Source organism: Blautia sp. CAG:257, assembly GCF_000433815.1.
Classification (GTDB): Bacteria; Bacillota; Clostridia; order Lachnospirales; family Lachnospiraceae; genus Blautia_A; species Blautia_A caecimuris.
The window spans coordinates 23,101-29,858 of the sequence record NZ_HF998981.1; the positions used below are offsets into that span (position 1 = coordinate 23,101).

Below are 6,758 nucleotides of genomic sequence, written 5' to 3' on the forward strand. Positions count from 1 at the left end.
AAATGTATCCCCTGTCATCTTCGGCAATAGCATTTTTCCCTGTGTGTCGTGATCCTGGCATATCGATGCATCTTCATTTCTGTATACAAAAATCCCTTTCCGGCATCATCAGATATTTTTCTGAGTGCCAAAAAGGGATCCTTTTACTTTTTCTGCAAAATCTATAATTTATTTCGTTTTTTATTTATCATTTGCCATGAGAATCTCTTTTCCTGAAATTCCCGGCTCTGTCATATTTACAGGGTCAAGAACATGGTCAAGCTGCTCTTCATTTAAAAGTCCTTCTTTCAGGATCAGACTGCGGACAGACTCTCCTGTCCTGATTGCTTTTTTGGCAATGTCCGCAGCTTTCTGATATCCCACATGAGGACAGATCGCAGTAATGATTCCCACGCTGTTTTCTACCAGATACCGGCAGCGTGTCTCATTTGCTGTAATTCCTGTTACACAGTTATCCACAAATGTCTGAACCGCATAAGCCAGCGTATCAATAGACTGGAACATACAGTAAAATACAATAGGCTCAAATGCATTCAGCTCAAGCTGGCCCGCTTCTGCCGCCATAGTGATGGTCACGTCATTTCCGATGACATTAAATGCAACCTGATTGACCACCTCCGGAATAACCGGATTCACTTTGCCCGGCATAATAGAAGAGCCGTTCTGCTTAGCCGGAAGGTTAATCTCCCCAAAACCTGCTCTTGGTCCGGATGACATCAGGCGCAGATCGTTTGCAATCTTGGATAAAGTTACCGCGCAGGCTTTTACAGCTCCGGACACAGCCACAAACGGGTCAAGGTTCTGTGTTGCGTCTATCAGATCATAGGCCTGCACAAATTCCATATCAGAAACCTCTACCAGATTGGGAACGATTCTTCTGAGATATGCTTCATCTGCATTAATTCCTGTTCCCACAGCAGTTCCGCCCATATTGAGAGTGCACATTTCCTCCATCGCTCTGTCCATACGGTGGATATCACGCATAACTGCAACAGAATATGCATTAAATTCCTGGCCCAGACGAATGGGAACCGCATCCTGCATCTGTGTACGTCCCATTTTGATTACATGATCAAATTCCTTTGCCTTTGCACAAAGCGCTTTATGTAAACGAAGAAGTTCTTTTTTCAGGTTTTTCAGAAGTCTGAGAGAGGTCATCTTACCGGCTGTAGGAATTACGTCATTTGTAGACTGCCCACAGTTTACATCATCATTGGGATTAATGATGGAATAATCACCCTTTTCTCCTCCCAGAATCTCGATGGCGCGGTTGGCAATAACCTCATTTGCATTCATATTTAAGGAAGTTCCGGCGCCGCCCTGAATCGGATCTACAATAAAGTCACCGTGAAGCTTTCCTTCCAGAATCTCATCACAGGCCTGTACAATGGCTTTTGCCTTCTTTTTATCCAGCATACCGATCTCACAATTGGTAATTGCAGCCGCTTTTTTAATATACGCAAGACTGTTTATGATCTCAGGATGCATATTCAGCCCTGTGATATGAAAGTTCTCTGCTGCGCGGAGAGACTGCACTCCATAATACACATTCTGTGGAACATCCTTTGTTCCTATAGAATCCTTCTCTACACGATAATCCTGTTTCTTCTCTGCTTCCCCATTTTTGTTCATTGTTCTTCTCCCTTTGCATTTTTCCTGCTGTCTGATGAACGCAGGTTTTTATCCCATTAATCTTTTTTATTTGCTGCTAATTCCGGTGATTTTCACATAGATGCTGATTACCGTCCACTGTTCCTGGCTTTTTCCATCCAAAGTTCCTGCCGGACTGTCTTCGCTGATAAACCTTTATTAACAGCAGCCGATTTTGTGCCTGTTCATTTTCATTGTCCTCATTATAGTAATATGCTAATATATAATCAAATACATATATTTTTATAATTATTATAATTTATAAATTATATAAAGGAGAATTGTCATGTTTCAGGGAATGGAATACGTTTATGAAGTTTATAAAGAAAAAAGTTTTTCAAAGGCTGCCGCAAATCTTTTTATTTCCCAGCCTTCTCTCAGCGCCAATGTCAGGCGTGTGGAGTCCCGGATCGGCTATCCGGTGTTTGACAGAAGCACGAAACCTCTTGGGCTTACTGAATGCGGTGAACAGTATATCCGCTGTGTAGAACGTATTATGAATATAGAAAAAGATTTTTCGGACTTTATCAATGACTGGGGAGGGCTGAAAACAGGAACTCTGATCCTGGGAGGCAGTAATTTATTTTCTTCGTGGATTCTTCCATCGCTTATGGCTGATTTTGCAGCTCTTTATCCACAGATTCAGATCAGACTTGTGGAAGAATCCACAGTAAAGCTTACAGAAATGCTCCAGAGCGGAAGTATTGATCTTGTACTGGATAATACCAGCCTGAACCCGGAAATTTTTGACAGCATTCTTTATCAGGAAGAACACCTTATTCTTGCTGTGCCTGGCTCCTTTTCTGTTAATGACAGCCTTCGGGATTTTCAGCTTTCTGTTTCTGACATTCAGACAGGAAAATTTCTGGATTCGCAGGTTCCCTCTGTCCCTCTGTCACGCTTTAAAAAAGAACCTTTTATTATGCTGAAACAGGAAAATGATACTGGAAAAAGAGCTTTGGAAATCTGCCGGAAAAATCATTTTGATCCTGTCATTACCTTTGAAATGGACCAGCAGATGACCTCTTACAATGTCACCTGCTCCGGCATGGGCATTTCCTTTATTGGAGATATCATGATAACAAAGGTTACTCCGAATCCCAATGTAGTTTATTACAAGCTGCCTCTGAAGGACAACTGCCGCAATATCTGTTTTTACTGGAAAAAAGGCCGTTATCTCAGCCGGGCCATGGAAGAATTTTTAAAGATGTGTACTCAGAACAGCAACTAACCCCGTTATAGAACAGTTCCCTGAGATCTTCCGTTTCAGGGAACTGTATTTTGCCTGCCATGACCGCCGACCTGACAGTTATACAGAAAAAAGCATCTTCCAGTAAACTGAAAGATGCTCATTTAGCAGGGCTACAAGGATTCGAACCTTGAAATGACGGAGTCAGAGTCCGTTGCCTTACCGTTTGGCGATAGCCCTATGTTTTGTTTGTCGTTTCTCGCTTGCGACAAGTGGTATTATATAATAGTCTAAAAAAAAATGCAACCCCTTTTTTTAATTTTTTTTAAATTTCTTCAAAAAATTTTTCGCAGACCATTTCGCTCCCCTGGAACAGGCTTTCTTTTTATAAAGATTTATTGAAACATGCTGTTTTTTATACTATAATTTCTTTAAATCAGCAAAGTATAATAAGACAAGCAAAAAGCATTCTCAATAAAGAAGACATTATATATAAAGGAGACATTATATGAGAGCAAATAATCTCACTCTGCTCACTGATCTCTATGAACTGACCATGATGCAGGGTTACTTCAAAAACCCGACAAACCAGACCGTGATTTTTGATATGTTTTACCGTACCAATCCCTGCGGAGGCAGCTTTGCCATTACAGCCGGACTGGAGCAGATGATCGAATATATCGAAAATCTTCGTTTTACAGAAGAAGATGTGGCTTATCTTCGCAGCCTGAATATGTTTCAGGAGGATTTTCTGGAATATCTCAGCACCTTTCATTTTACAGGAGATATTTACGCGATTCCGGAAGGAACTGTTGTTTTTCCCCGGGAACTTATTGTAAAAGTAATTGCCCCTGTTATGGAAGCGCAGCTTGTAGAAACAGCGATCCTTAATATCATTAACCATCAGAGTCTTATTGCCACCAAAGCGGCAAGAGTCTGTTATGCAGCCCGCGGAGACGGAGTAATGGAATTCGGGCTTCGCCGCGCTCAGGGACCTGATGCAGGCATTTACGGCGCGCGCGCGGCTGTGATCGCCGGCTGTGTTGGAACCTCCAATGTTCTTACAGGTCAGATGTTCCATGTTCCTGTTCTTGGTACTCATGCTCACAGCTGGATCATGAGTTTTCCGGATGAATACACTGCATTTAAAACCTATGCAAAAATGTACCCTGATTCCTGCATCCTTCTGGTGGATACCTATGATGTACTGAAATCAGGTGTTCCCAATGCCATCCGTGTATTTGAGGAAATGCGAGAGGAGGGTATTCCACTGACAAAATACGGCATCCGTATTGACAGCGGCGATCTTGCCTATCTCTCCAAAGAAGCGTACAAAATGCTTGCTGCTGCCGGTTTTGATGACGCTACTATTGCAGCTTCCAGTGATCTGGACGAATATCTGATCGACAGTCTGAAAACTCAGGATGCAAAAATCAATTCCTGGGGCGTAGGAACCAATCTGATCACCAGCAAGGACAACCCGGCTTTTGGCGGAGTTTACAAGCTCGCTGCAGTAAAAGACACTGACAGTAATACTTTTATACCCAAAATCAAGCTTTCCGAAAATACAGAAAAGGTAACAAATCCCGGAGATAAAACTGTTTATCGTATTTACAGCAAAAAAACCGGAAAGATCAAGGCCGACCTGATCTGTCTGGCTGATGAGATTTTTGACCCGGAAGAAACGATGATCATCTTTGATCCGGTGGATACCTGGAAAAAGACAAAGGTTCTGGGCGGTACCTATGAGCTTCGTGAACTTCTTATCCCGGTGATCCGGGAGGGAAAACGGATTTACACCTCGCCTGAAGTTATGGAGCTTCGCAAATACTGCCAGAAGGAGCAGGAAACTCTCTGGGATGAATCCCGCCGTCTGGTCAACCCCCAGAAAGTTTATGTAGATCTTTCTCAGAAGCTCTATGATCTGAAAAAAAATCTTCTGGAGGAAATGAGCGAAAAGGCCCTTGATTAAAGGGGCATATCCCCTCCCTGCCTTTCATATCATAAAAGGTAAGGGGGGATTTTTATGGACAAAGATTACACGATTCTCATTAACAGGAAGCATCCGCTTCCTGAAGATTTTATACCGGAGCATCTGGTTGATATCGGACTGCCCTTTGATGCTGTTCCCGGAGAGCCTAAGCGTCTTCTGGAAGAAAAAACAGCCCGCTCCGCTCTTGAGCTGATCACACGCAGCCGCTCCGAGGGACTGAATCTGTACTGTATCTCCGGTTACCGTTCTTACAGGCGTCAGAAAGAACTCTTTACAGGTGATTCTTATGTGGCGCCTCCGGGCTCCAGTGAGCATCAGAGCGGTCTTGCGCTGGACATGTCCTGTCCTGCAGTACAAATGGAGCTGACTGAAGCCTTTGCAGAAACAAAAGAGGGAATCTGGCTGAATCGCCATGCCGCGCTTTTTGGTTTTATTATACGATATCCCAAAAATAAAGAACATATCACCGGTATTCCATGGGAACCCTGGCATATCCGCTATGTAACCAGATCTCTTGCCTCTTATCTTTCACTGACCGGTCTGACCCTGGAAGAATATCATATGCTTGAAAATCCGGTGGACTTTTCCAATTTAAAGTGATATACTGTGAATGTTTCGTAAATAAAAGTTTCCACTGTTGTTTACACAGTACTGTCCCGCAGGTTTTCCCACATTTTATTAAAAATCCGAAACCCTGCAGACTGAATTTTTTATGAAAATAATGTAGAACATATTTTAATTGCTGCTGCAAACAAAACCTTACTGTTCATGACCTTCACAGCAACTTGGTCAAATGCCATGTGAACTGTAACAATAAAACACTTTGCAGCTTATCTGCAGTTAACTATTTTATAACTAATCTACTTACGGAGGAAATCTATCATGTCAATGAACATCAACCACCAGCTTCCTTTACCTGATGTGCTGAAGGAACAGTATCCCTTAACGGATGAGCTCAGATCAGTAAAATCTCTGAGAGACAGCGAGATCCGCAAAATTTTTACCGGAGAGTCTGATAAATTTGTTGTTCTGGTCGGTCCCTGCTCTGCAGACAACGAAGATACTGTATGCGAATACGCAAACCGTCTCAAAAAAGTAAACGACCAGGTTTCCGATAAACTGATGATCATTCCGAGAGTCTATACCAATAAGCCCCGCACCACAGGCGACGGCTACAAAGGCATGCTCCATCAGCCGGAACCGGACAAGGCTCCTGATCTCCTGGCAGGCATCATTGCCATCCGCAAAATGCATATCCGTGTGCTGGCAGAAACCGGACTCTCTACCGCAGACGAAATGCTTTATCCTGAAAATCGCAGCTATCTGGACGATATTCTGTCTTATGAAGCTATCGGCGCCCGCTCTGTAGAAAACCAGCAGCACCGCCTTACTGCAAGTGGAATGGATATCCCTGTGGGAATGAAAAATCCTACCAGCGGAGATCTTTCTGTTATGTTAAACTCCGTTACCGCTGCCCAGCATTCCCACCATTTTATTTACCGGGGATTTGATGTTGCTACCAGCGGAAACGAGCTTGCCCACACCATCCTCAGAGGCGGCGTAAATAAATTCGGCCAGACTCAGCCAAATTATCACTATGAAGAGCTTGTACGCCTTGCAGAATTATATAATCAGTGGAATCTCAAAAATCCGGCTGTTATTGTTGACGTCAACCACTCCAACTCCGGCAAACAGTATAAAGAACAGATCCGTATTGTCAGTGAGGTTCTCCACAGCCGCAATTACAATTCCGACCTGAAAAAGCTTGTAAAGGGTGTTATGATCGAAAGCTATCTCTTAGAAGGCCGCCAGGATATCAGCGATCATATGATTCCAGGCTGCTCCATCACCGATCCATGCCTTGGATGGGAGGATACTGAAAAGCTGATCTATGAAATTGCTGAGAAGTGCTGAGAAATCACTCTT

The 6,758-nt window shown here is 43.2% G+C and carries 5 protein-coding genes and 1 tRNA gene; 4 read left to right on the forward strand and 2 right to left on the reverse strand.

The window, feature by feature from the left end; genetic code table 11:
* Positions 1-180: 180 nt before the first annotated feature.
* The gene (locus tag QVP40_RS00600) at positions 181-1,632 is read right to left on the reverse strand and encodes an aspartate ammonia-lyase (RefSeq protein ID WP_022066575.1); all 1,452 of its coding nucleotides are present in this window, start codon (positions 1,630-1,632) and stop codon (positions 181-183) included.
* Positions 1,633-1,936: 304 nt separating this feature from the next.
* On the opposite strand from QVP40_RS00600, the gene QVP40_RS00605 reads away from it, so the two are divergent.
* Positions 1,937-2,881 carry a LysR family transcriptional regulator gene (locus QVP40_RS00605; protein ID WP_022066576.1) on the forward strand — a complete coding sequence of 315 codons (945 nt, stop codon included), beginning with the start codon at positions 1,937-1,939 and terminating at the stop codon, positions 2,879-2,881.
* 126 nt (positions 2,882-3,007) lie between these two features.
* On the opposite strand, the gene QVP40_RS00610 is transcribed toward QVP40_RS00605, so the two are convergent.
* Positions 3,008-3,079 (reverse strand) — tRNA-Gln (locus tag QVP40_RS00610).
* A 268-nt stretch (positions 3,080-3,347) separates the two neighbouring features.
* On the opposite strand from QVP40_RS00610, the gene QVP40_RS00615 reads away from it, so the two are divergent.
* The 3 genes from QVP40_RS00615 to QVP40_RS00625 all read left to right on the forward strand — a co-directional run bounded on the left by QVP40_RS00615 (position 3,348) and on the right by QVP40_RS00625 (position 6,746).
* Positions 3,348-4,811: a nicotinate phosphoribosyltransferase gene (locus QVP40_RS00615; RefSeq protein ID WP_022066577.1), complete on the forward strand. Its 1,464-nt coding sequence runs from the start codon at positions 3,348-3,350 to the stop codon at positions 4,809-4,811.
* Positions 4,812-4,865: 54 nt separating this feature from the next.
* Positions 4,866-5,432, forward strand: coding sequence for a M15 family metallopeptidase (locus QVP40_RS00620; protein WP_022066578.1), 567 nt, complete (start codon positions 4,866-4,868; stop codon positions 5,430-5,432).
* Between the two features lie 282 nt (positions 5,433-5,714).
* Positions 5,715-6,746, forward strand: coding sequence for a 3-deoxy-7-phosphoheptulonate synthase (locus QVP40_RS00625; protein ID WP_022066579.1), 1,032 nt, complete (start codon positions 5,715-5,717; stop codon positions 6,744-6,746).
* Positions 6,747-6,758 lie beyond the last annotated feature (12 nt).

Coding starts and splice junctions, on each gene's coding strand:
- QVP40_RS00600 (WP_022066575.1), bottom strand. CDS start 1,632: ATGAACAAAAATGGGGAAGCAGAGAAGAAACAGGATTATCGTGTAGAG.
- QVP40_RS00615 (WP_022066577.1), top strand. CDS start 3,348: ATGAGAGCAAATAATCTCACTCTGCTCACTGATCTCTATGAACTGACC.
- QVP40_RS00620 (WP_022066578.1), top strand. CDS start 4,866: ATGGACAAAGATTACACGATTCTCATTAACAGGAAGCATCCGCTTCCT.
- QVP40_RS00605 (WP_022066576.1), top strand. CDS start 1,937: ATGTTTCAGGGAATGGAATACGTTTATGAAGTTTATAAAGAAAAAAGT.
- QVP40_RS00625 (WP_022066579.1), top strand. CDS start 5,715: ATGTCAATGAACATCAACCACCAGCTTCCTTTACCTGATGTGCTGAAG.